This window comes from Sphaerisporangium fuscum, assembly GCF_018531465.1.
Lineage (GTDB): Bacteria > Actinomycetota > Actinomycetes > Streptosporangiales > Streptosporangiaceae > Sphaerisporangium > Sphaerisporangium fuscum.
This window is the reverse complement of record NZ_JAHDTF010000001.1, coordinates 1-20,968: the sequence shown is the minus strand read 5'-3', so window position 1 is coordinate 20,968 and position 20,968 is coordinate 1. Positions and strand designations below refer to the sequence as shown.

General features: G+C 72.2%; 19 protein-coding genes. 12 read left to right on the top strand and 7 right to left on the bottom strand.

Annotation, left to right across the window (positions count from 1 at the left end; translation table 11 throughout):
* Positions 1–637: 637 nt before the first annotated feature.
* On the bottom strand, positions 638–1,471 hold the full coding sequence (locus KIK05_RS00095; RefSeq protein WP_214408391.1) for a PaaX family transcriptional regulator C-terminal domain-containing protein: 834 nt from the start codon (positions 1,469–1,471) through the stop codon (positions 638–640).
* Positions 1,472–1,506: 35 nt separating this feature from the next.
* On the opposite strand from KIK05_RS00095, the gene KIK05_RS00090 reads away from it, so the two are divergent.
* Positions 1,507–2,157 carry a VC0807 family protein gene (locus KIK05_RS00090; RefSeq protein ID WP_214408390.1) on the top strand — a complete coding sequence of 217 codons (651 nt, stop codon included), beginning with the start codon at positions 1,507–1,509 and terminating at the stop codon, positions 2,155–2,157.
* On the opposite strand, the gene KIK05_RS00085 is transcribed toward KIK05_RS00090, so the two are convergent.
* From KIK05_RS00085 to KIK05_RS00075, 3 genes are all read right to left on the bottom strand, one after another.
* Entirely contained in the window at positions 2,154–3,332 is a 1,179-nt protein-coding gene (locus KIK05_RS00085; RefSeq protein ID WP_214408389.1) for a serine hydrolase domain-containing protein, read from the bottom strand. The two genes, KIK05_RS00090 and KIK05_RS00085, sit on opposite strands and share 4 nt — an antisense overlap.
* Before the next feature lie 39 nt (positions 3,333–3,371).
* On the bottom strand, positions 3,372–3,749 hold the full coding sequence (locus KIK05_RS00080; protein WP_214408388.1) for a hypothetical protein: 378 nt from the start codon (positions 3,747–3,749) through the stop codon (positions 3,372–3,374).
* Between the two features lie 162 nt (positions 3,750–3,911).
* Positions 3,912–4,694: a hypothetical protein gene (locus KIK05_RS00075; RefSeq protein ID WP_214408387.1), complete on the bottom strand. Its 783-nt coding sequence runs from the start codon at positions 4,692–4,694 to the stop codon at positions 3,912–3,914.
* A gap of 132 nt (positions 4,695–4,826) precedes the next feature.
* On the opposite strand from KIK05_RS00075, the gene KIK05_RS00070 reads away from it, so the two are divergent.
* Positions 4,827–5,147, top strand: a complete 321-nt coding sequence (locus KIK05_RS00070) for an ArsR/SmtB family transcription factor (protein WP_214408386.1) — start codon at positions 4,827–4,829, stop codon at positions 5,145–5,147.
* Positions 5,144–5,674 carry an SRPBCC domain-containing protein gene (locus KIK05_RS00065; RefSeq protein WP_214408385.1) on the top strand — a complete coding sequence of 177 codons (531 nt, stop codon included), beginning with the start codon at positions 5,144–5,146 and terminating at the stop codon, positions 5,672–5,674. Before KIK05_RS00070 ends, KIK05_RS00065 begins: the two co-directional genes overlap by 4 nt.
* Positions 5,675–5,719: 45 nt before the next feature.
* Here KIK05_RS00065 and KIK05_RS00060 read toward each other — a convergent pair whose 3' ends face one another.
* Entirely contained in the window at positions 5,720–6,580 is an 861-nt protein-coding gene (locus tag KIK05_RS00060; RefSeq protein ID WP_308249663.1) for a helix-turn-helix transcriptional regulator, read from the bottom strand.
* Between the two features lie 142 nt (positions 6,581–6,722).
* Here KIK05_RS00060 and KIK05_RS00055 point away from each other — a divergent pair, with 142 nt between their 5' ends.
* The 6 genes from KIK05_RS00055 (at position 6,723) to KIK05_RS00030 (ending at position 14,002) form a co-directional block, all read left to right on the top strand.
* Positions 6,723–7,499 (top strand): alpha/beta fold hydrolase, encoded by a 777-nt coding sequence (locus KIK05_RS00055; protein WP_214408384.1) that lies wholly within the window; start codon positions 6,723–6,725, stop codon positions 7,497–7,499.
* A 32-nt stretch (positions 7,500–7,531) separates the two neighbouring features.
* Positions 7,532–8,215: a DALR anticodon-binding domain-containing protein gene (locus KIK05_RS00050; RefSeq protein ID WP_214408383.1), complete on the top strand. Its 684-nt coding sequence runs from the start codon at positions 7,532–7,534 to the stop codon at positions 8,213–8,215.
* A 126-nt stretch (positions 8,216–8,341) separates the two neighbouring features.
* A complete protein-coding gene (gene lysA / locus KIK05_RS00045; protein ID WP_214408382.1) occupies positions 8,342–9,724 on the top strand; it encodes a diaminopimelate decarboxylase in 1,383 nt (460 codons plus the stop codon).
* 89 nt (positions 9,725–9,813) lie between these two features.
* Positions 9,814–11,100, top strand: coding sequence for a homoserine dehydrogenase (locus KIK05_RS00040; RefSeq protein ID WP_214408583.1), 1,287 nt, complete (start codon positions 9,814–9,816; stop codon positions 11,098–11,100).
* A 60-nt stretch (positions 11,101–11,160) separates the two neighbouring features.
* Positions 11,161–12,267: a glycosyltransferase family protein gene (locus KIK05_RS00035; RefSeq protein WP_214408381.1), complete on the top strand. Its 1,107-nt coding sequence runs from the start codon at positions 11,161–11,163 to the stop codon at positions 12,265–12,267.
* Positions 12,268–12,319: 52 nt separating this feature from the next.
* A complete protein-coding gene (locus KIK05_RS00030; protein ID WP_214408380.1) occupies positions 12,320–14,002 on the top strand; it encodes a glycosyltransferase family 2 protein in 1,683 nt (560 codons plus the stop codon).
* A 75-nt stretch (positions 14,003–14,077) separates the two neighbouring features.
* On the opposite strand, the gene KIK05_RS00025 is transcribed toward KIK05_RS00030, so the two are convergent.
* Both KIK05_RS00025 and KIK05_RS00020 read right to left on the bottom strand, forming a co-directional pair.
* Positions 14,078–15,766, bottom strand: coding sequence for a glycosyltransferase (locus KIK05_RS00025; RefSeq protein ID WP_250562029.1), 1,689 nt, complete (start codon positions 15,764–15,766; stop codon positions 14,078–14,080).
* A gap of 776 nt (positions 15,767–16,542) precedes the next feature.
* Positions 16,543–17,865 carry a class I SAM-dependent methyltransferase gene (locus tag KIK05_RS00020; RefSeq protein WP_214408379.1) on the bottom strand — a complete coding sequence of 441 codons (1,323 nt, stop codon included), beginning with the start codon at positions 17,863–17,865 and terminating at the stop codon, positions 16,543–16,545.
* A 305-nt stretch (positions 17,866–18,170) separates the two neighbouring features.
* Here KIK05_RS00020 and thrC point away from each other — a divergent pair, with 305 nt between their 5' ends.
* The 3 genes from thrC to KIK05_RS00005 all read left to right on the top strand — a co-directional run.
* Positions 18,171–19,229 (top strand): threonine synthase, encoded by a 1,059-nt coding sequence (gene thrC, locus KIK05_RS00015; RefSeq protein ID WP_214408378.1) that lies wholly within the window; start codon positions 18,171–18,173, stop codon positions 19,227–19,229.
* A gap of 17 nt (positions 19,230–19,246) precedes the next feature.
* Positions 19,247–20,173, top strand: coding sequence for a homoserine kinase (gene thrB / locus KIK05_RS00010; protein WP_214408377.1), 927 nt, complete (start codon positions 19,247–19,249; stop codon positions 20,171–20,173).
* A gap of 451 nt (positions 20,174–20,624) precedes the next feature.
* Positions 20,625–20,968: Rho termination factor N-terminal domain-containing protein (locus KIK05_RS00005; RefSeq protein ID WP_214408376.1), on the top strand; the 344-nt coding region annotated here is incomplete at its 3' end.

Below are 20,968 nucleotides of genomic sequence, written 5' to 3'. Positions count from 1 at the left end.
GCGCTGAAAGCGCATGCTAACGCCAGCCTTCGAGAATGGGTCATTGACTTCCCTAAATGAGGGGGTAAAGGCAGCGTCAAGTTACACAGGAAACATTCAGCTTGGCCAGCAAGATCAGATGAAGAATTGCGGTCCCCGGGATTCCGGGGAGTCTCTAGCCGGTCAGCACACAGAAACATCAAGCGTTTGATCAGACAAGATCACTGTGTGCAGCGATACGAGAACAGCCTCTATGTGTCCTAGATCACAGCGGCCTCGAAACCCCTGCTCGAAGGCCGATTCCACAGGTTTGAGTGAGAGGCGGAACGGGAAGATGGAACGATTCACGGCCCCTTATCGCCAACAAGCGAGCTCGGTCATCGTGGAAACCACGTACATCGCGCTGCTCGAAGGAATGTCCGCGCCCGCCCCGATGAATTTGCCGGGAGTCGAGAGGCCGTTTGCTCGTCCCCCCGATTTGCCTGTCCATTCGCACTGCGGATCGGAGCGGGCGGCCTGGCGAGGCGAAGCGGGGCGCCGGCGCCGCTTGGGGGCGCGGTTCAGGCCGATGCCGCGCTCGGCCGGCAGCGCCCGGGCGATATGGCAGACGGCATCAGCCGGGCTGGCCAAGCGCTCGGCGCGGTGGACGGCCGCACGTTCAGCCCTCGTCCAGCACCCGCCGGACGTAGGTGACGGCCGGGCGGCCGTACACGCGGTGCACCGCGCCGATCGCGGCGTGCAGCCGGGGCAGGGCCCAGTCGGCGGGCCGGAGTGGTTCCGGGAGCCGCGGTGCGCGCAGGGTGTCGACCATGGCCGTGCCGAGCAGGCGGCTGAAGGCGCGCAGCGCCGCCGCGTCGGCAGGGGGTGCCTCGGGGGCCCTGCGCAGGGCGGCTTCGATGGCCTCGGCATGCCGGGCGTACTCCTCGCTCAGACTTCCGAGATCCCAGGCCTCGTACGCGGCGCGGGCGGCGTCCTCCTCCGGCATCGCGATGGTGACCTTGCGCAGCCGGACCCCTTCCGGCGGGCTGAGCAGCGGGCCGAGCTGGGCCGAGCGGTCGGTGAGCGCGATGAGCACCCCCTGTTGGAGCAGGCCGTACCCGGTGAGCAGCGCGGCCCGGCGCAGCGCGTCTCGGTAGGCGCGCTCGGTCTCCGGCACGTGGTAGAGCAGCGCGTGGAAGTGCCCGGCCCACTGCGCGGGTTCCGCCGAGCCGCCCTGCCGGATCCGTGCGAAGCCGGCCGCCATGTCGCCGGCCAGCCGGTAGTACGCGCCGCCGCCGCGTCGTTCGCTGGTCAGGTGGCCCTCGCGTCGCATGCGGGCGAGAAGGGCGCGCGCGGCCGCCTCCGTCAGATCGAGATCCTGCAAGAGCCTGGTCAGCGCGGTCCCGGACAACTCCGTCCGTCCGGCCGCCCCGAACAGGAACGGGACGAGCGCGACAGAGCGCCCACGCGAGGGTCTTGCGACCGCCCCTCCCGATGCTACATTCTCGTTCACGATCGTGAGCATATTCGACACATGAGGAGGCCCCTATGGCACGGCTCCGGGCACTGGCGTTGAACTGGGGGCCGACGATCGTCTTCAACGTCGTCCTCCCGTACCTGACGTACGCGATGCTGACCGACCGCGGCATGCCGGACGTCGCCGCGCTCGCGATCTCCGGAGTCTGGCCGGCCGCCGAGGTGCTGGTGATCTTCCTGATCCGGCGCCGCGTCGACGACTTCGGTGTGCTCACGCTGGTCGTGGTCGCGCTCGGCGTGCTCAGTTCGCTGGCGTTCCAGAGCGCACGGCTGGCGCTGGTCAAGGAGTCGGTGGCCACCGGCCTGTTCGGCGTGATCCTGCTCGGCTCGCTGGTGATGAGCCGTCCGCTGATGTTCTACTTCGGACGGAAGTTCGCCACCGACGGCAGCGACGAGGGGCTGGCCAGGTGGAACGCCCTGTGGCAGTACCCCGGCTTCCGCCGCGTGCAGCGGATCCTCACTCTCGTGTGGGGGCTGGCGTACCTGGCCGAGGCGATCGTGCGGGTCGTCCTGTCCTACCAGCTGCCGACCTCGACGATGGTCGTGGTCTCCACGGTGCTGCCCATCGCGGTCACCGCGGCGCTCGTCACCTGGACGATCATGTACGCCCGCCGCAGCCGCGCCGCCGCGGCCCGCGCCAACCCGGCGGCCATGTCCGCCTAGAGGTTGCCGACGGCGCTCCTGACCGCGTCGAGAAGGGTGGCGGCACGGGGGTCCGGCACCCCTTCCTGGATGTGGTTCATGACGTAGCCGAAGGCCAGGCCGGTCGCCGGATCGGCGAAGCCGAGCGATCCGCCGTGGCCGGGGAACCCGAAGGCGGTGGGGCTGTACCAGAAGGCGTCGGGTGTCGGCAGTCCGAAGCCGGTGCCGATCCGGACGGGCGTGCGCAGGATGCGGTCGACACCACTGACCTGCTCCGCGGTCGCCGCCGCCAGGGTGTCGGGCGAGAGGATGCGATGCCCGTCCACCTCACCGATGAGCGCGGCGTAGAAGCGGGCCAGCGCGCGGGCGGTGCAGATGCCGTTGGTCGCGGGCATCTCGGCGCACTGCTCGTCGGGGTCGTCGTGGTTCAGGAACGGCGTGACGACGCTCATCGACCGCATGGTCAGCGATGTGGGGTCGGTGAAGGCCCGCATCATCTCGCGGGCGGCTTCGGGCAGGGCGTCCAGGTCGATCGCGGCGAGCGCGTCGAGGTCGATCGGGGCGGAGACGATCCGGCTGACCCGGTGAAGCTCGCTCTTCGGCAGCCCGATCCACAGGTCCAGGCCGAGCGGGGCGGCGATCTCTTCGGCGAGGAACGTGCCGAGGCTGCGGCCGGTCACCCGTCTGACGACCTCGCCGACCAGCCAGCCGTAGGTGTGCGCGTGGTAGCCGTGCTCGGTGCCCGGCTCCCAGTACGGGCGCTGGGCGGCGAGCGCGGTCACCATCGGGTCCCAGGCGATCGCCTCGGCGGGGGTGATCGGATGGTCGATCGCGGGTAGGCCGGCCTGGTGTGTGAGCAGCCAGCGGACCGGGATGCGCTCCTTGCCGTTCGCCGCGAACTCGGGCCAGTACTCGGCCACGGGCGCGTCCAGGTCCAGTTCGCCCCGCTGTGCCAGCAGGTGGGCGCAGGCGGCGGTGACGCCCTTGGTGGTGGAGAACACGACCTGCAGGGTGTCGTGCTCCCACGGGCGGCCGCTCTCGGGATCGGCGATTCCGCCCCACAGGTCGACGACCTCGCGGCCGTGCAGGTAGACGCCGACCGCGGCGCCCACCTCCCGGCCGCCGGCCAGATTGGCGGCGAACGCCTCACGCACTCCTTCGAATCCCGGTGCGGTGTAACCGCCGATTTCGGGCATGCGTCATCGCCTTCCGTGTTGTCGGGTCGCCGGGAGGTTCTACCTACGCCATTTCTCGATGAGCCAGGCGCAGATCTCCGGCTCGGTCATCTCGGGAAACTCTTCGCCGAACGTGACGAGTGCCCGTATCGCTTCGTCTCGGTCGAGGCCGCGCGCCGCCGCTTCCCTGAGGTACTCCTGGCGAGCGGCGGAAGGACGGCCTCCGCCCGCGCCGCGGCCCGGGAGGCTGCCGCGCCACCGGACGATCTCCTCCAGCCGATCAGCCCGCCAGCCGGGAGCGCCGTCGACCTCGACGTCGGGCTCGGGGAACGGGTGGTCTGAATCGCCGGGGTAGCGGGAGCGCCACTTGTGCACCGCGTGCCGGCTCACTCCCAGCGCCTCGCCGATGCCCACGACTCCGAGGAAACGCTCGGTCATGGTGCACCAACTTGTCTGTCCGGCCTCCTTCGCGGATCTCATTACTACCACGCCGGAGGTGGAGTGTCCGCGTCCGCAGCGCACGTCGAACATCGTCTCCGATGGAGACGAAGATAGGCCTGCCGATGAACGTCGTCAACAATAGAGACGAAGTTCTTCGGGTCACTCCGACGGCAGCAGGTACCGCCAGGAGACGACGTAGGTGTGGCCGTGGTGGTCGTGGAAGGACGGCCAGACGTTGCGCTTGCCGTCGCGGTGGATGCCGCCGATGGCGGCCTTGGCCTGGGCGCCGGACAGCTTCTTGGTGACGATGCCCGTGGCGGCGGCGGACGGCTCGGGGACGCCGGCGGGCCAGGGCTTGCCGCCCTGGCCGGGGCGGGGCTGGGCGATCAGCAGGACGCGGCCGGCCGTGTAGGGGGTCGATTTGCGGGCGATGCGGTCGGCCAGCGCGGCCAGAGCGTCGCGGGCGTGGTACAGCCCCTTGGGGTAGACGTTCTGTGAGCGCGTCTCCTCGAGGGCGTACGCGGCGACGGTGCGCATCGTGCGGCCGTCGCGGACGCCGAGCAGGGTCGTGGTGGCGTCGTAGATGTGGGGCCCGCCCTTCGGGGTGGGGCTCGCGGGCTGGCCGGCGAGGTCCTTGCGCAGGCCGCCGAGCAGGTTGTCGAGCTCGCCCGGCTTCAGGGTCAGCCGGCGTTCGGCCGAGGCGACCACCAGGCCGTCGCTGTAGACGGCGATCTTGGGCGGGTTGAGCCCCTTGCGGACGTTGCCGATCAGGCCGCCGTAGGAGTCCCACAGCGCCACCAGTTGCCTGCCGCTCGCCCGGGTGGCGGCGACCTGCTGCACTCCGGTCGCGTGAGGGGGGACGACGCCGGGCGAGGGCCGGGAGCATCCGGCGACGGTCGTGATCAGTAAGGCGAACAGCAGCTTGCTGCGAAGGCCTGTCATCGGTGACTCCCTCTCCGCGCGCTCGGGCCGGGGCCGGCCGTCGGGCCTGCCGGTGCTGACACCGTAACGCTTTCCGCGGATGTCGCCGCCGCACCGTTGACATGTGACCATTTGGTCACCTATTCTTTGGATGTGACCGACGACGACCGCGTGTTCAAGGCCCTCGCCGACCCGACACGCCGATTCCTGCTCGACCTGCTCTTCGAACGTGACGGCCGCACGCTCAGTGAGCTGGAGTCCGGGCTGGAGATGACCCGCTTCGGTGTGATGAAGCACCTGAAGGTGCTCGAAGAGGCGGGTCTGGTGGTCGCGCGGCGGTCCGGCCGGGAGAAACTCCACTTCCTCAACCCGGTGCCGATCCGCTTGATCCACGACCGGTGGATCGACAAGTACACAGAGCGCCAGGTGTCGGCGCTCGCGGACCTCAAGGCAGAACTGGAGAACGACGCATGACGACCGCCACCACCACCTCGGTGACCACGCAGGTGTACCGGGTCTACATCAAGGCCACCCCCGAGGCGATCTGGGACGCCATCACCAAGCCGGAGTGGACCGCCCGCTACGGCTACACCGGTTACGCCGACTACGACCTGCGCCGGGGCGGCGCGTACAAGATGCGGGCCACCGAGCAGTTCAAGGAGGAGTCGCTGAGCAGGGGAGGTGAGGCCCCCGACGTGGTGATCGAGGGCGAGGTCCTGGAGGCCGACCCGCCGCGCAAGCTGGTCACCACCTTCCGCATGCTGATGGACCCGGAGATCGCGGCGGAGAAGGCCACGGTGGTCACCCACGAGATCAAGCAGCTCGACGGCGGCGTCTGCTCCCTGACCCTCATCCACGAACTGGAGGGCGCGCCCAGGCTCGCCGCGCTCGTCAGCGGCCAGTGGGAGGACCAGGGCGCGGGAGGCGGCCACGCCTGGGTGCTCAGCGACCTTAAGAGCCTGCTGGAGACCGGGAAGTCGTTCACCGAGCAGACGGCGTAACCCCGCAGCGTGCCGGAGGCCCCGCCCTGAGCGGGGCCTCCGTGCTCATGAGGCCAGATGGCTCCGGTGGGCGACCTGCGGGCCGAGCACCCGCAGCAGTTCGAGCCGCTCGATGCTCTCGGTGCCCGGCGGTGGGGTGAAGACCAGCACCCGCTGGTCCTCGGTGGGCGTCAGGAGGGTCTCGCAGTCGAGCTCGACCGGGCCGATCTCGGGGTGGAGCACCCGCATGCGGCTGCGGTGCCGTACGGCCACCTCGTGGAGCTCCCAGAGCGCGGCGAACTCCTCGCTGGCGGCCCGCAGCCGTCCGACCAGCTCCGTCGCCGCCGCGTCCCCGCCCCGCCGGGCGGCCGCCGCGCGCAGGTCCGCGACGTGGACGCGGCTGAGATGGTCCTGCTCGTCGGCGGGATAGGCCGCCCGCACGGCGGGATCGGTGAACCAGCGCCACACGATGTTGCGGTCCCTCCCCTCGACCGTGCAGACGCAGCCGAACAGCGCCTCGGCCATGGGGTTCTGCGCCAGCAGGTCACCGAGGTCGCTGAGGATGTGCGCGGGCGTCTCCTCCAGCCGGTCGAGAAGGTAGAGCAGACCGGGCCGCACATGATCGCCGGCGTAGCGGTCCACGGGCGGGGGATGCCCGGCGAGCAGGTAGAGATGGTCCCGCTCGTCCTGGGTCAGCCGCAGGGCGCGGGCGAGCGAGGAGAGCAACTGGGTGGACGGCTGCGGGCTGCGGGCCTGTTCGAGGCGCATGTAGTAGTCGGCCGACATCCCGGCGAGCTGCGACACCTCCTCGCGCCGCAGTCCCGGCGTACGCCTGCGCGCCCCGCCCGCCAGGCCCACCTCGTGGGGACGCAGGCGTTCACGCGATCGGCGCAGGAAGTGGGCGAGCTCCTCGCGGTCCATCCGCATGACCTCATCATCACCCGGGCACGGCCGCCGCGGTGACCGCGAGCCTAGGGTCGCTGATCCTAGGGAGTGCGGTCCGCTCCTCCTCGGCGCCCGGCGGTGCGAGTGTCGTCGGCACCGACATCGAGGAACGCGAAGGAGAACCATGCCCACCGTGTCCGTAGACGGTGCCCGTATCCCCTACACGACGGAAGGCTCCGGCCCCCGCCTGGTCCTGGTCCACGGCACCGGTCCCGGTTCCGAGCTCACCTGGGGCCATCTGGTCGACCGGCTCGCCGACCGCAGCACCGTGGTCCTGCCCGACCTCTCGGGCAGCGAGAAGGCCGTGGACGACGGCGGCGAGCTGACCGTCGAGGGGCTGGCCGAGCAGGTCGCGGCCGTGGTGGACGACGCCGGGGGCGAGCCGGTGGACCTGGCGGGGTTCTCCCTCGGCGCCCCGGTGGCGGCCGCCGTCGCGGCCACCCGCCCCGACCTGGTGCGGCGTCTGGTGCTGATCGCCGGGCTCGCCCGCACCGACGAGTACCTCCGCCAGCTGATGATCTCCTGGCGGCGCAACGCCGGCGACCCCGAGACGTTCGGCCGGATCGCCATGCTCACCGGCTTCAGCCGCGCCCACCTGGAGAAGCTCGGCAGCGAGGGGACCGAGAGGCTCGTCCCGAACATGCGGCCCACGCCCGGAATCCTCCGGCAGGTGGCCCTGGACCTGCGGATCGACGTCCGCGACCTGCTGCCGCGCGTCCGGGCGGAGACCCTGGTGATCGGCTGCACCCGGGACGCCACCGTCCCGGTGGAGAACGCCCGCGAACTCCACGCCGGCATCCCGGGCAGCGTCTACGCCGAGATCGACAGCGGTCACGTCGTGGTCTTCGAGCGCCCCGAGGAGGTCGTCCGGCTGCTCCGGGACTTCGTCCACCGGCCCTGACCGGGCGGCTCCATCGCCCTAAGCTGGCCCCCATGAAGCGCCTGACCGCCGTCCTGGGGGCCGCGCCGGCGCCGCAGGGGGAGTGGGAGCGGGAGGCGAGGTTCGTCTCCACGGCGGCCCTGCGCACGCCGGGACGGCCGGTGGCCGAGGTGGCGGGGGAGCTGGCCACGCGGCTTCGCGGCGTGCCGGGGGTCGCGAAGGTGGACGTCCGGCCGAACGGCTTCCTGGTGATCGAGGTCGCCGTGCCCGGGGAGATCGTGCGCGAGATCCTGGACGCCCCTCCTCCCGAAGGCGGGCGCCGCGATCTGCCGGAGCCGTGGCCTGACTTCCCGCGCACGTGGGGCAACCCCGGCTTCGTGGTCAGGTACGCCTATGTGCGGGCGGGAGCGGTCGGGCGGTGGGCCCGCGGCCTCGGCATGCCGGACGCCGAGGGGTTCCCCGCCGAGGCGCTGGACGATCCGTCCGACCGGGCCGTGCTGCGGGTGCTGGCCGAGCTGCCGAGCAGGCGGGCGAGCCGCGACCCGGGCTGGCCGGCGTACCTGGAGCGGCTGGCGGAGGCCTATCACGACGCGTTCGAGCACGCCCCGCCGCTTCCCAAGGGGGACGAGGGCTTCTCCGGCGCCCATCTGGCGAGGGTGCGGCTGGCCGAAGCGGTGCGCCGGGTGCTGGGGGAGGGCCTGGGGGAGCTGGGGGTGGTCCCGCCCGGCAAAATCTAGCTAAAACCGGCAAATAACCGAAAGTGGTACGCCTTGCGGCCCCGACGGCGGAAGATGTTCCACCCCGCCGTCTCGCCAGGTGAGCACAGGGCGCGGGAGGATCACAGGTCGGATAGCCTCGTTCGGGTGAGTCGATTCGCCCATCCAGCCGGTGACCGGCACGCCGAAGTGCTGCCCGAGGAGCGTCCCCCGCAGGCGCCGGCCGACCTCAACACGCTCGTCCCCACCATATGGCCGCGAACGTCCGGCCGCGCGGACGGCGCGATCACGATCGGCGGCGTGGACGTCCGCGATCTGGCCCGTGAGTACGGCACCCCGCTCTACGTCATCGACGAGGACGACTTCCGCTCACGCTGCCGCGACTACCGGTCCGCCTTCCACGGCGACGACGTCTACTACGCGGGCAAGGCCTTCCTGTGCAAGGAGGTCGCGCGCTGGGTCGACCAGGAGGGCCTCGGCCTCGACGTGTGCAGCGGCGGCGAGCTGGCCGTGGCGCTGAGCGTCGGCTTCCCGCCCGAGCGCATGGCCCTCCACGGCAACAACAAGTCGGCGGCCGAGCTCGAGAGGGCGATGCGCGCCGGGATCGGCCGCATCGTCGTCGACTCCTTCGACGAGATCGCCCGGGTCGGCTACCTGGCCGAGCGGCTCGGCGTACGTCCCAAGATCCAGATCCGGGTCACCACCGGCGTCGAGGCGCACACCCACGAGTTCATCGCCACGGCCCACGACGACCAGAAGTTCGGCCTGTCGCTCAACAGCGGCGCGGCGGCCGAGGCCGTCCGCCGCATCCTGGCCCTGCCGCAGCTCGAACTCGTCGGCCTGCACTCCCACATCGGCTCGCAGATCTTCGACACCGCAGGCTTCGAGGTCGCCGCCCGGCGCCTGGCCGTGCTGCTGACCCAGATCAAGCAGGAGCACGGCGTCGTCCTGCCCGAGCTCGACCTCGGCGGCGGCTACGGCATCGCCTACCTCGGCGGCGACGACGCGCCCGACATCAAGGTGATCGCCGACAGCCTCCGCCAGATCGTCACCAGGGTCTGCGAGGACGCCGGCCTCCCGGTCCCGAGGCTCACGGTCGAGCCCGGCCGGGCCATCGCCGGCCCCGGCGGCGTCACGATCTACGAGGTCGGCACCGTCAAGGACGTCGAGGGCCTGCGGGCCTACGTCAGCGTCGACGGCGGCATGAGCGACAACCTCCGCACCGCGCTGTACGGCGCCGAGTACACCTGCGTGCTCGCCTCCCGCACCAGCGGCGCCGAGCCCATGCTGTCGCGCGTGGTCGGCAAGCACTGCGAGAGCGGCGACATCGTCGTGCGCGACGTGTGGCTGCCGTCCGACCTCGCCAACGGCGACCTGCTCGCCGTGCCCGCGACCGGGGCGTACTGCCGGTCGCTGGCCAACAACTACAACTACCTGCCGAAGCCCGCGGTGGTGGCGGTCAAGGACGGCGCTGCCCGCCTGATCGTCCACAGGGAGACCGAGGACGACCTGTTGAGGGGGCAAGTGTGAAACCCGTCGCACCGGAAGCAAGTGGGGACGCCGAGGCGCGGCAGGACCAGCGGGGACGTCACGAGAAACCCGGCGACCCCGGCCGGCCGCTGAAGGTCGCGCTGCTCGGCTGCGGCGTCGTGGGGTCGCAGGTCGTGCGCCTGCTGCACGAACAGGCCGACGACCTCACCGCCCGCGTCGGCGCGCCCCTGGAGCTCGCCGGAGTCGCGGTCAGGCGCCTGGGGCGCAAGCGCGACGGCGAGGTCGACCCCGCCCTGCTCACCGCCGACGCCGAGGCCCTGGTCACCCGCGACGACGTCGACATCGTCGTCGAGGTGATCGGCGGCATCGAGCCGGCCCGGTCGCTGATCCTCGCCGCCCTCGACCGCGGCAAGTCGGTCGTGACCGCCAACAAGGCGCTGCTCGCCGAGGACGGCGCGGCGATCCACGGCGCCGCCAAGCGGCACGGCGGCGACCTGTACTACGAGGCCAGCGTCGCCGGGGCGATCCCGCTGCTCCGCCCGCTGCGCGAGTCGCTGGCGGGCGACCGCGTCCACCGCGTGCTCGGCATCGTCAACGGCACCACCAACTACATCCTCGACAAGATGGACTCCACCGGCGCCTCCTTCAGCGACGCGCTCGAGGAGGCCCAGGCCCTGGGGTACGCCGAGGCCGACCCGACCGCCGACGTCGAGGGCTTCGACGCCGCGGCCAAGGCCGCCATCCTGGCCGGGCTCGCCTTCCACAGCCGGGTGACCGCCGCCGACGTGCACCGCGAGGGCATCACCGAGATCACCGCCACCGACGTGGCCAGCGCCAAGGCCATGGGTTACGTCATCAAGCTGCTGGCGATCTGTGCCAGGTCCGACGACGGCCGCTCGGTCGGCGTGCGCGTCCACCCGGCGATGATCCCGAGGAGCCACCCCCTGGCCGGGGTCCGCGAGGCGTACAACGCGGTGTTCGTGGAGGCGGAGTCCGCGGGCCAGCTGATGTTCTACGGCAAGGGCGCCGGCGGGGCGCCCACCGCCTCGGCGGTGCTCGGCGACATCGTGGCCGTCGCCCGCAACCGCATCGCCGGCACCCACGGCCCGCAGGAGTCGACCTACGCCGACCTGCCCGTCCACCCGATGGGGGAGACGGTCACGCGCTACCACGTCTCGCTCGACGTGGCCGACAAGCCCGGCGTGCTCGCCCGGGTCGCCGACATCTTCTCCACGCACGACGTGTCGATCCAGACGGTCCGCCAGGAGGGGCGTGGCGACGACGCCCAGCTGGTGCTCGTCACCCACCGGGCCAGCGACGCCGCGTTGTCCGCGACAATAGATGGGCTGCGCGAGCTCGACATCGTCAGAGGGGTGACGAGCGTGATGCGCGTCGAGGGCGACGAGACGCCCTGACCTGGGACATCCCGGGCGTCTTCCCCCGCCCCCGCGGGGCCGGATGCGAAAGGGTGACAGTTGGGAGAGGGCGACCCCACACCGCTCGGCTACGTACGCACGCCGACGGCGGGCCCGGCCGAGCTGTCGTTCGACGACGGGCGGCCGGTCCTCGCGGGCGAGACGGCGAGCCTGCCGCTGACGGTCGCCGACGTCGCCCGGCTCCGCCTCCACGACGGGGTGCGGGTGCGCTGGCCGGACGGCCGCGAGGGCGTGCTCGAGGCCGTCCTCGCCCTGGCGGCGGCCGGGGTGCCCGTGCACGCCGGCGAGGCGCCCGCCTGGGTCGAGGACGCCGATCCCGGCCTCGCCGGGCTGCTCACCTCCTGGGCGCCGCAGGAGCGCGACGACTCGGTCCGGTCGGTGAGCGACCTGCGCCGTGAGGAGCACAGCCTGCGGCTGCGCCGCCACGCCCTGCGACGCGACACGGGTGCCCCCGCCAAGGTCAGCGTGGTGATGTCCAGCAAGCGTCCCGGGCTGCTCGGCTCGGCGCTGGCCCAGATCGCGCGCCAGCGCCACGTCGAGGTGGAGGTCGTGCTCGGGCTGCACGGCGTCCCCGCCGCGCACGACGACGTACGACGGGCCGTCGAGGCGTTCCCGCTCCCGATCACCGTGGTGGAGGCCGACGCCTCGGCCCCGTTCGGCGAGGTGCTCGACCAGGCGGCGCGCAGAGCCGGCGGCGACGAGATCGCCAAGTGGGACGACGACGACTGGTACTCCCCGGAGCACCTCGCCGACCTGCTGCTCGCCCGCGCCTACAGCGGGGCCGACATCGTGGGCACGGCCGCGGAGTTCTTCTACCTGGAGCCGCTCGACGTCACGATCCGCCGCACCGACTACACCAGCGAGATCTGGTCCGACCACGTCGCGGGCGGCACGATCCTCGTCCCCCGGGACAGGTTCCACGAGGTGGGCGGGTTCGAGGCGCTGCCGCGCGGGGTGGACGCCGCGTTCCTCAAGACCGCCCACGCCGCGGGCGCCCGCATCTACCGCACCCAGGGCCTCGGGTACGTGCTGCGGCGCTCGCTGGCCGCCGGGCACACCTGGCAGCTCCCGCTGGCCCACTTCCTGAGGGTCGCCACCAACCAGTGGCGCGGTTTCCGCCCGAGCCGCATCCTGGAGGCCGCGTGACCGTACGGCCCCGGCACACCCGTCCGATCCCCCGCCCGACGATGGAATGCCGATGACGCCCCGGATCCGCGGGAACGACTACACCCTGCTCGACCCGCCCGCGCTCGGCGCCTGGACGCCACGCCTGCGGGTCAGCGTCGTGATCCCCGCCTACGACGGCCAGGACAAGCTCGACCTCGCCCTCGCCGGCCTCGCCGCGCAGACCTACCCCGAGGAGCTCCTCGAGGTGATCGTGGTCGACAACGGCAGCACGCCGCCGCTGCGCCTGCCCCCCGTCCGGCCCACCGGCACCCGGCTGATCTCCTGCACCGAACCGGGCCGGGCCAACGCCCGCAACGCCGGGCTCGCGGCCGCCACCGGCGAGGTGATCCACTGGCTCGACTCCGACGTGGTCGCCGACCGCCGAGAGGTCGAGGCGCACATGCGCTGGCACCACCTCGCGCCCTACCTCGTCGTCACCGGCTACCTGCGCTTCACCACCGCCGAACTGCCCGCGCCGGAGGTGGTCGCCGCGGCCGACGACCTCGCCAAGCTCTTCGAGCCCGCCGAACCCCACGAATGGCTGGTCGACCTCGTCGGCCGCACCAAGGGGCTCACCCAGACCCCGAGCCGGGCCTTCAGCCTGCACATCGGCGGCGCCACGTCGGTCGGGCGGCGCCTGATGGAGGCCGCCGGGCCGATGGACGAGGAGCTCATCCTCGGCCAGGACACCGAGATGGGCTACCGGCTGGCCCAGGCCGGCGCGGTGTTCGTCCCCGAGCCGCTGGCCCGCGGGTTCCACCTCGGCCCGTCGATGCGCATGCGCGGCAAGGAGCCCATCGACCGCGTCAGCCACGCCCTGATCGCCGACCGCGTCCCGCAGTACCGCTGGCTGCGCACCCACCCGGCGCGCCAGTGGAAGGTCCCCTACCTCGAGGTCGTCGTGGAGGCCGCCGGGTACGAGGACACGCGGGCCACCGTCGACGCCGTCCTCGCCGGCACCGTCCCCGACGTGTCGGTGCTGCTCGTCGGCCCCTGGGACACCCTCACGCCCGAGCGCCGGGCCCCGCTCACCGACCCGACGCTCGACCTCGCCCTCCTGCACGGCCACTACGCCTACGAGGGAAGGGTGACGCTCGCCCCCGCCGAGCCCGAGCGCGTCGCCCCGTTCCGCCTGCGTCTGCCCGCGGGGTGGGTGCCGGGGGAGGACACCCTGGCCCGGCTGCTCGACCTGATCGTCGAGGGCGACCACGGGCTGGTCAGCGTGCTGCTGTCGGAGAGCGCCGAGGGGATCGTGGCGGCCCGCCTCGAACGCCGTTCCGCCTTCGCCCGCGCCGCCATCGTCGCCGGAGCCGATGCTGACGCTCACGACGAGGCGGTCGACGACGTGTACGGCACGCTGTGGATCGACGGCGAGACGCCGGGCTTCACGCCCGCCGCCGAGGCCGTGCCGGTCAAGGGACGCCGCATGGCCTACCGCGCCCGACTGGAGGCCGAGGCCGAGATCGCGAAGCTCACCAAGGAGGTCGAGCGGCTGCGCGGCCAGGTCGGCAAGTGGCGTGAGGAGGCCGGCCGATGGCGCAAGACGGCCGTCGACCTGCGCCGCGACGTCGGCGCCCTGCGCCGGGAGGTCGCCGCCCTCAAGGCGAGCCGCCTGCGCAGCGTGATCAAGCGCATCTCGTCCCGGCGGCCCGGCCCCGGGAGGACGACCACCGAGCCCGGCAGCGGCTCACCGCCCCAGCAGGACGGTTCGTAGGCACCGCACGAGCAGCCCCGGCGCGTCACAGGCCCGGCAGGACGGTTCGCAGGCGCCGCACGAGCGGCTCGGGGCTCAGCGGCCCAGCAGGGCCGTTCGTAGCCGCCGTACGAGCCTCTCGGGCGCCGGCCTCTTCGGCGTGGGGTTCGGCTTGCGTACGCGAGCCGTGACCGGGCCGTCGCCGGAGCGGGAGGCGGCGTTCGGAGCCGCCTCCGCGGGCGCGGGCTCGCGGGAGGCGCGGGGAGCCCCGTCGCCGGCGGAGGGATCGCGGCCGGTGCCGGAAGCCCCGTCGCCGGCCCCGGATCCCGTACCGGCGCCGGCCACGGGCTTGGCGGGCCAGAACTCCGCCGCCTCGCCACGCCGCACGCCGTGGGTCTGCCCGATCACCTCGTCGAGGTCCTCGCCGGGGGCCGCGAGCAGCCGCGCGCGGTTGACGGCGTCGGTGCGCTCCAGCCGGGCCGTACGGCCGTCCGGGAACGCCACCACCAGCAGGCCCGCGCGCTCGTCGGTCACCGCCTTCACCATCAGCTCCAGCGTGCGGCGCGAGAGCGGGACGTTCACAGGCCCGGTGTACCTGAACGGGACCGGAGCGGGGTCCCCGGCGGGCCCGGGGGCGAGCCGGACGGCCGGATCGTGCCGGAACCGCTCCCGGATCAGCCGCGCCTCGAAGTCGGGATCATCCAGCACCTTGTGGCGCCCATCGGTCAGCCTCCCCCAAGGCCCCACGAGGGTGACCTCGACGTCGGGCAGGCTCCCCGCCAGCGCCGCGCTCACGGCCTCCCGCACCTGCCGCTCGCCGGCGCCCTCCACGTCGAGGACCACCTCGACGTACGCCACCGGCCACCGCCTGCCGCGATCCTTGCGCAGGTCACGGCGGAGCGGGACGCGGTTGGCGAGGTAGGGGGCCACGACCCGGACGGTCGCCTCGGTGTCGAGGCGCTGGGCGGGCAGCCCGAGGTGGACGGCGCGCGCCTCCATGTCGGGCACGAACACCGCGCCGCTCATCGCCAACCGGTAGGCGAACTCGGTGTCCTCGCCGCGCAGCACCTCCGGGTCCAGGCCGCCCACCTGGTGGAACAGGGCGCGGCGGAACGAGACGGTGGGCCCGGTGCACACGTGGTAGGGGTTCTTGCTGGCGCGCAGCCCGTCCAGGCGGCGGATGGTCGCCTCCGTGGAACTCGGCACGGCCGACGTCATGTCGAACAGCGACTCCAGCGCACCCTCGCGCACCGCCGTGTGCACCGCCGCCGCCTCGAGCGGAGGTTCCTCGATGAACTTCTTCGCGCCGATCGTGACGACGTAGTCGGTGAGGTGGTGCCAGCGCATGAGGGCTTCGATGTGCTCGCGGCAGATCACCATGTCGGAGTCGAGCCGCTGGACGATCTCGCCGCCGGCGAGGGCGACCCCGGTGTTGATCGCGTGCGCCGTACCCCAGCCACCGGGCGCGCTGGTCACCAGCCGGGTGTTCCCGGGACGGACGTGGGGCAGCCGCAGCGCCGGCTCGCTGCCGTCGTCGACGACCACGACCTCCATCAGGTGCGCGGGATAGGTCTGCGCGGCCAGCGCGGCGAGCGTCAGGTCGAGACGGTGCTGGGCCCCGTGGGCGGGGATGACGACGCTGACGGTCAGGGCCGGGGTCCATTCACCGAGCGGCGGCGGGACGAGAGGGGAGTAGTCGTTGTGGCGGATCCTCGGCCGGCGGCCCCCACCGGCCGCCGGGACCGGCTCGGGCCACTCGGGGGTCATCGGTGAGGAGGCAGTCAAGACGATCGCTCCTAACGTCGTTCCGGTACGCCGCCGGGAGCCGACCCTACCCAAGGAACCTGAGAGCTTCATGTGAGGGGAGGCCCTCCACGATGGCCGCCACCTGCGAATCCTCCCCCACCCCTGGAAACAGGCCCTTTTTCGCGATCTTTACTTCCCCCTTTACTCCCACCCCCGCCACCCACCCCCCCTCCCCCGAACAAGGAGACCCAACCTCCACGCGCCCCCCGAAACCACCCATCCCCCGGCCTCGTCCGCAGCGGGTAGGTGACGGGGTCCCGGCCTTGGCCTGGGGACGGCGGGTGCTGGTCGGCAGCCAGGGGCCTCGGAGATCGTGGAGGCGGGGTTCGAACCCGGTACGGGACGGCGTTCGCAGCCGGGGGCGACAAGGGCCGTGGTCGTTCCGCTGGTTCGGGGACGACGGGTGCCGGTCAGCAGCTGGCGGTCCAGGAGTGCGGCGTCCCCGATCTTGGTTTGGGGACGGTGGGTGCTGGTCGGCAGCTGGCGGTCCCAGGGGTGATGGGTCGTGGGCGGCGTCCCGGTCTTGGTTTGGGGCGGCCGGTGCTGGTTCGCAGCTGGGTTTCAGGGGCTCGAGTGGTGAAATCTGGTCCAGCTTGCGGGTCGGGTGGAGCGGCGGTGTGAACGGTCGCCGCCGCATCCCTGCTGGGCAGGGGCGTGTTCATCCGGCGCCGCGACGGTGAGGAGTGGTGCGGCGAATTCGGCGCCGTTCGCGGCGGGACACCCGGTGAACCTGATCACCTCACCCTTCCCGTGGGTCACTTCTTGGGCGCGGCCGGTGTCGGAGTGGAGGATTCCGCGCGGGCGGGTAGTGCTGGGCGCGGAGTGTCGGCGGTGGTGGCCGAGCCGGTGATGACGATCGGGCGCTTCCCGCCGATGCCGCGCGTGGACGGGTAACGCAGGCGGCGGTAGGCGGTGATCAACCGCCAGGCGCGCGACCGGCGCAACCGTGCGATCACCTCGCGGTACTCCGCCAGGCGGCCCTCGAGCTGTGTCACCCTCTGCCCCAGACGGGTCGCCTCGGCGCGCAGCGCGGCGTTGTGCCCCAGCAGGTCCTCGCCGGCGGCGGCCAGAGCGCCCGCCCGGCCCGCGAGCTCGGCGCAGCGGTCCCGCAGCTCGGCGATCTCGCCGTGCAGGAGCCGCTCCCGCTGCAGGAACGCGGTCTCGGCCCGGCTCAGCGCGAAACCGGGCGTGCCGCGCATCTCGTCCCGGCGCACCGCCACGCCGACGAGATGCCCGCGGAGCACGGTGAGCTCTCGGATCTCGAACAGCGGCTCCACCAGGTGGCGGAGGCTGCCGTGGTAGAACACGCGCCGGCGGTCGGCGTCCTCGTCCGGCTCGCCGGGCCCGTTCTGGACCTCGCCCGCCCGTGCGCCCGCCTCTCCGGCCCTTGCGACGGCCTCGCCGACCCTTGCCACCGCCTCGCCGGCCCCGGTGACCGCCTCTCCGGTTCCTGCGACGGCCTCGCTCGCCCGTGCGCCCGCCTCTCCGGCCCTTGCGACGGCCTCGCCGGCCCGTGCGGCCGCCCCTCCGCCCCCTGTGACCGCCTCTCCCGCTCGTGCGATGCGCAGGATGTCCTCGCTCACGCCGTACGGCACGGTGAGCACCAGGCTCGCGCCCGGCCGTAGCGTCCGGTGGAGCTCGCAGAGCACCTGCACCGGGTCGCCGACCTGGTCGAGGAGCTGGTCCACGGCGGCGGCGTCGAAGGCCCCGTCGGCCACGCCGTCGAGCGCCTGCCCGTCGCCCACGGTGAAGTCGAGCCGCGCGGCCACGTCGGCGGGCAGTCCCTCGCGTCGCCGCCGCGACCTCTCGACCATGGACGGCGAGAGGTCCACCCCGGTCACCCGGTCACCCCGCTCGGCGAGGAGCAGTGAGAGGTCGCCGCCGCCGCAGCCCAGGTCGAGGATCTCGACGGGGCGCCCGGGGCGGCTCGCGGGCAGGTGGTCGAGGACCCAGTGGAGCCGGTCCCGGTTCGCCTCCTGGCGGGCCGCGTCCCGTACGGCGAGGTCGTGCGGAAGCGGAAGGCGGGCGGGTTCGACGGCGACGCCGTGACGCGCGTGGAACATCTGGTCGTCGGTCACGGCGACGTTTCCCCTCCGGGCATGCTGAAGTTGATCCCAATTGTGAGGTAAAAGATGTTAAAGAGACAGAGCCGGTTTCGCGGGCTTCTTCTCGGATGCGGACTTTGCCAGTTGGTGGTCCGTGTCCGGCCCGCCTGACTCAGGATTGATGTCGAGGACCGATGCGATGGTCCACCCTGTGGACAGGCGACGCGGCAGGGGTTCGGCCACCCGTAGACTCGATGCCTGATACCGCTGGTAGCGGACCCATGGTTACGCGCCGCAGGGCCCCGCCTACGGCTGGGCCGGGCGCGGGAGGAGCAGCAATGTTGACGGCGTGGCGTGGCCTGATCGAGGAATACCGTGACCGGCTCCCCGTGACCACGACGACGCCCGTGGTCACCTTGCTCGAAGGCGGCACACCGCTGGTGCCCGCGCGGCGCGTCTCCGCGCTCACCGGCTGCGAGGTCTACCTCAAGGTCGAGGGCCTCAACCCCACCGGCAGCTTCAAGGACCGCGGCATGACCGTGGCGATCAGCAAGGCCGTCGAAGAGGGGGCCAAGGCCGTCATCTGCGCCTCCACCGGCAACACCAGCGCCTCGGCCGCGGCCTACGCCGTGCGCGCCGGGCTCACCTGCGCCGTCCTCGTCCCGCGGGGCAAGATCGCCATGGGCAAGCTGGCGCAGGCCCTGGTCCACGGGGCCAAGCTGCTCCAGGTCGACGGCTCCTTCGACGACTGCCTCGACATGACGAGGAAGCTCGCCGAGAACTACCCGATCGCCCTGGTCAACTCCGTCAACCCCCACCGCCTGCAGGGGCAGAAGACCGCCGCGTTCGAGATCGTCGACGTGCTCGGTGACGCCCCCGACGTCCACTGCATCCCCGTGGGCAACGCCGGCAACATCTCGGCCTACTGGATGGGCTACCGCGAGTACGCCGCCGACGGCGTCGCCACCCGCACCCCCCGCATGCTCGGCTTCCAGGCCAGCGGGTCGGCTCCCATCGTCAACGGCGCGCCGGTCACCCACCCCCACACGATCGCCACGGCGATCCGCATCGGCAACCCCGCCTCCTGGAAACTCGCCGAGGCCGCCCGCGACGAGTCCGGGGGCGACATTCAGGCCGTCACCGACCGCCAGATCGCCGCCGCCTACAAGCTGCTCGCGCAGGAGGAGGGCGTCTTCGTCGAGCTGGCGTCGGCGGCCAGTGTGGCCGGGCTGCTGCAGGCCCACGAGCAGGGGCTGCTGCGGCCGGGCGAGCGTGTGGTGTGCACCGTCACCGGCAACGGCCTGAAGGACCCCGACTGGGCCATCTCCGGCGCGCCCACCCCGCTCACCATCCCGGTCGACGCCTTCGCGGCGGCCGGCGCTCTCGAGCTCGCCTGACACACCAAGGGAACCTCATGGCAACGAGCAGCACGGTCGTCGTTCGCGTGCCCGCCACCAGCGCCAACCTCGGGCCCGGCTTCGACTCGCTCGGCCTCGCCCTCACCCTGTACGACGAGGTGGAGGCCACCGTCTTCGACGAGACGCCGGCCGGCCCGGCCGTCGACGTCACCGTCGAGGGGCAGGGGGAGGGTGAGCTCGACACCGGCGAGGGCCACCTGATCGTCCGCGCGATGCGCGCGACCTTCGAGCGGGCCGGTGTGCCGCAGCCGGCGGGGATCCGGCTGCGGTGCCTCAACCGCATCCCGCACGCCCGAGGCCTCGGTTCCTCCTCGGCCGCCATCTGCGCCGGCATCCTCGCCGCGCGGGCCCTCCGCGCGCCCGGCATGTCGGACGACGAGGTGTTCGCGCTGGCGAACGAGATCGAGGGCCACCCCGACAACGTCGCCCCATGCCTGGCAGGAGGGTTGACCATCGCATGGACGGACTTGTCAGGAACACCGCATAAGCTGAAGCTGAGCCCGCATGGGGGCGTCCTTCCAGTGGTGTGCGTGCCGAGAACCCGGCTCTCCACCGAGGAGGCGCGCGGGCTCCTGCCGAAGGATGTGCCGCACGCCGACGCGGCGGCCAACGCCGGCCGTGCCGCCCTGCTCGTCGCGGCGCTCACCCAGCGACCCGAGAGCGGGCTGCTGCTCGCGGCCACCGAAGATCGTCTCCACCAGAACTACCGCGCGCCTGCGATGCCGGCCACGGCCGATCTGGTAAAACGTCTCCGCGTGGCCGGGGTTCCCGCCGTCGTCTCGGGGGCCGGTCCCACGGTCCTCGTGTTCGGAACGGCGGATACCCATGATTTGATCGCGTCGGAAGTGGGTAATGACTGGCACATCCAGCCATTGGACGTCGACCGGTCCGGGGCGAGCGTTCAATTTCCCGAGACACGCTGATGCATCTTCGACCTTCAGGGAATAGCAGTGTGCGCTGGTGATGTTAGGCTGATAGCCGCACCAGATGCCCCCGTTGCGGGTGCGTGCTTGTCAGCCATACATCGCTGGGTCGCGCCCTGCGTCGCAAGACGTAGGCCGCACAGCGGGCTTCCCGAATTCATCGCCTCCGGTTGGTCCACATCCGGGTGGCATGTCGAGAAGCGGCGTAATCGGGGACATGCGCGTTCGACTGACATCGACATCTGGTGGGCGGTAACCAACCGGGGGGCGACCCCCGGGCCCCCAATGGCTCCCGAATCTCGACGGTGACGGCCACGTGCCGGTTCGACGCACCGGCTTCCCGCCACCTTAGAAATTCGTCTAGCCCGACCCGGTCTGTCCCGCCGGGTCGCACCACCGGGACGCCTGGCTGATCGTGGCCGACGCCCGACCCCTGGGAAGGACCTTTTAGTTGAGCGACACCACTGAACTCCTCTCCGACGCCTCCGGCTCCGTGCCGCCGGCCGCCGGCGACACCCCCACCCGCGCCGCGGCCCGGCCGCGCCGTCGCTCCGGCACCGGGCTGTCCGCCATGGTGCTGCCTGAGCTGCAGGCTCTCGCGTCGAGCCTCGGCATCAGCGGGACTGGACGGATGCGCAAGAGCCAGCTCATCGCGGCCATCCAGGAGAAGCAGGGCGTAACTGCTGACGGTGCCTCTTCCGCCGCCGAGACCGCGGCCCCGGCTCCCGCGGCCGCCGCCGAGCCGGCCGCCGCCGAGCGTCCGGCCCGCACCCGCAGGGAGCGTTCCCGCCCCGC

What these genes read in the sequence shown, in the direction of transcription:
- KIK05_RS00090 (WP_214408390.1), top strand. Translation starts at nt 1,507, where the DNA reads ATGGCACGGCTCCGGGCACTGGCGTTGAACTGGGGGCCGACGATCGTC.
- KIK05_RS00085 (WP_214408389.1), bottom strand. Translation starts at nt 3,332, where the DNA reads ATGCCCGAAATCGGCGGTTACACCGCACCGGGATTCGAAGGAGTGCGT.
- KIK05_RS00080 (WP_214408388.1), bottom strand. Translation starts at nt 3,749, where the DNA reads ATGACCGAGCGTTTCCTCGGAGTCGTGGGCATCGGCGAGGCGCTGGGA.
- KIK05_RS00075 (WP_214408387.1), bottom strand. Translation starts at nt 4,694, where the DNA reads ATGACAGGCCTTCGCAGCAAGCTGCTGTTCGCCTTACTGATCACGACC.
- KIK05_RS00065 (WP_214408385.1), top strand. Translation starts at nt 5,144, where the DNA reads ATGACGACCGCCACCACCACCTCGGTGACCACGCAGGTGTACCGGGTC.
- KIK05_RS00060 (WP_308249663.1), bottom strand. Translation starts at nt 6,580, where the DNA reads ATGCGGATGGACCGCGAGGAGCTCGCCCACTTCCTGCGCCGATCGCGT.
- KIK05_RS00055 (WP_214408384.1), top strand. Translation starts at nt 6,723, where the DNA reads ATGCCCACCGTGTCCGTAGACGGTGCCCGTATCCCCTACACGACGGAA.
- KIK05_RS00050 (WP_214408383.1), top strand. Translation starts at nt 7,532, where the DNA reads ATGAAGCGCCTGACCGCCGTCCTGGGGGCCGCGCCGGCGCCGCAGGGG.
- KIK05_RS00030 (WP_214408380.1), top strand. Translation starts at nt 12,320, where the DNA reads ATGACGCCCCGGATCCGCGGGAACGACTACACCCTGCTCGACCCGCCC.
- thrC (WP_214408378.1), top strand. Translation starts at nt 18,171, where the DNA reads ATGTTGACGGCGTGGCGTGGCCTGATCGAGGAATACCGTGACCGGCTC.
- thrB (WP_214408377.1), top strand. Translation starts at nt 19,247, where the DNA reads ATGGCAACGAGCAGCACGGTCGTCGTTCGCGTGCCCGCCACCAGCGCC.